Below are 2,608 nucleotides of genomic sequence, written 5' to 3'. Positions count from 1 at the left end.
GTGCCGTTCATGTCATCAATAATCGGTCGTCGCAAAACCAGAAAGTCACTGCGTAATGCCTAAGAGCTAACAGTTCGTCCCTGTTGGCTCTTTTTATTGGATAAAAGCTGTGCGATGGGTTGTCACCGACCAGGCTATTCGGGCCAGTTTGTTGGCTAACCCGCAGGCCACTACGTTCGRGTGATGCCGCGAGAGCTGGGCCTTCACCTAGTCAGCCAGCCGCCCCTGATTGTGTTCAGGTCGTTGCATAAAAGCGCGAGCGCATTGCACCAGAAGACGTCGCAGATTTTTATCCCCGCGCTTACTGATGCCCATTAGCGTACTTTTTCCGCCAGTGCTGTACTGACGTGGGACTAACCCCGTCGATGCAGCAAAGTCCCTGCTGCTGGCATAACTTTTTCCATCACCAGGCTTCGTGGCTAAAAGGCTTGCCGTGATAAGTCCAACGCCGGGGATAGTCAGCAAGCGCTGCGCGGTATCGTCATCCGCCATGTGGGTTTTTAACTCTTGTTCGAGTTCTTCAATCTGTTCAGTGAGGTAGGCRTAATGCTGATGGAGACGCATAAGTAATCGCGCTAAATAAGGCGGCAGTTCGTGCTCTTCAAGCACCGCRGCAAGACGCCTGATAACCGCGRTGCCGCGCGGCATGCTAATGCCAAACTCCAGCAGGAAAGCGTGCATCTGGTTGGTGGTTTTAACGCGRTCTCTGACGATTGCGTCACGGACGCGATGAAGCGCCGACATAGCCTGCTGGTCTTCGGTTCGCGGAGTCACGAAGCGCATAGAAGGTCGTGATGCGGCTTCGCAGATAGCCYCGGCATCAATGAAATCGTTCTTATTGCTTTTAACGAAGGGTCGGACAAACTGAGGAGAKATGAGCTTCACCTGATGCCCGAACTGGCTGATGTGCCGGGCCATAAAATGGGCGCCCGCACAGGACTCCATAACAACGGTAGAAGCGGSACAAGTAGAGAGAAAGGCGGTTAACGGGTTGCGGGAAAACTTCTTACGTAGCAATGCATTACCGTTTTTATCCTGAGCGTGGACATGGAACGAATGCTTGCCGAGRTCAATACCGATGAGCGTAACGTTTTGCATGATGATCCCCTTCAGAAAGAAAAACACCCTGTCAGCGTACCGCTCACAGGGTGGGGGTGACCATCTTATTAAGCGCCTCCCGGAGGAGGCGTTCGTCAGCCCTCATCAGACGCTTGCGCGTTTACTGAGCAGAAGCCAGTTCAGGTTGTTTCTCATCAGTTTCACGATCCAGCGTCATGCGGTGCAGTTTAGATGCAGTGACCAGCATCAGCACAGCAATCACAGCGGTTGCAATACCAATCTGCAGGAACACGTGGCTATAAATTGCCAGTGAAGCATGCGCGTCATCAATGTCAGCAGGCACGGCAGTCAGATTGGCCACGTAACCCGCGATAATTGCAGCGGCTGCGGTGGTCAGGAACCAGGCACCCATGATGAAGCCCATCAGACGCTGCGGAACCAGTTGAGCAACCATCGCCAGACCCAGACCGGAAATCATCAGTTCGCCGATACTCTGCAGCGCGTAGCTCAGTACCAGCCAGTTTACTGACACAATGCCTTGCTCATTCGCCAGGCTCGCACCCCACGGCAGCACCAGGAACGCACCGGAACACAGCACCATACCCATCGCAAACTTGTGCGGCATTGGCATACGGTCACCGACCTTGGTGTAGACAGCTGCCAGAACCGGGCTGACAACCATGATCCAGAATGGATTCAGCGCCTGGAACTGCTCAGGCTGGAAGCTGATACCCAGCAAATCGTGGCCTACGTTGTGGATAGCGAAGAAGTTCAGCGACGTTGGCATCTGGCTGTACAGCACGAAGAACACCACCGCTTCCATCATCAGCAGGAACGCCACAATCATCTTCCGGCGGGCGATGCCTTTCATTGAGAACGTTTCTTTCGCAAACACAATAATGATACCGACGGAAACCACACCCAGAACCATACGTGCGATGGTTTGGTTATGCAGTAACCAGCTTGACAGGAACACCAGCGCGACAACACCGACCAGCACCATCAGCAGTTTTTTGAACTGCAGCGGCGCGAAGTCTGGTTTTGACCCCTGACGTTTGACCCATTTGCGGCAGAACAGGAAGTTCACGATGGTGATCAGCATACCCACAACGCTCAGGGAGAACGCGACACTCCAGCCGTACTTCGCGGCCAGCCATGGTGTTGCCAGCATGGAGAAGAACGAACCGATGTTCACCGACATGTAATACATGGTGAATGCGCCATCGAGACGCGGGTCATCTTTTTCGTAGCAGGTAGAAAGCAGTGAGGATGGATTTGCTTTAAACAAGCCGCTACCGACGGCGATAGTCGCCATACCCAGATAAACCCAGAAAATTTCATGGCCGGAATAGGCAACGAATGAATAACCCAGCGCCAGCACAATCGCGCCAAGCACGATCACGCGTTTTGAACCCAGCACTTTATCGCCCAGCCAGCCGCCGATAGCGACGAAGCCATAGACCAGCGCACTGAATGATGAGAACAGGGTGATGGAGTCGGCTTCACTCAGGCGATGAGAACAGGGTGATGGAGTCGGCTTCACTCAGGC

The 2,608-nt window shown here is 53.8% G+C and carries 2 pseudogenes; both read right to left on the bottom strand.

The annotated features are described in order from the left end of the window. Positions 1 to 93 precede the first annotated feature (93 nt). A pseudogene (locus tag AC1DUO_RS24095) lies at positions 94 to 1,098 on the bottom strand (IS110 family RNA-guided transposase). A gap of 121 nt (positions 1,099 to 1,219) precedes the next feature. After that, a pseudogene (dtpA, locus tag AC1DUO_RS24090) lies at positions 1,220 to 2,569 on the bottom strand (dipeptide/tripeptide permease DtpA); the annotation flags it as partial. Between the last annotated feature and the right edge of the window lie 39 nt (positions 2,570 to 2,608).

The sequence above is a fragment of the Rahnella sp. P4_A8 genome (assembly GCF_056402435.1).
The sequence above is the reverse complement of the archived record's forward strand: the minus strand, read 5'-3'. Positions and strand labels throughout refer to the sequence as shown.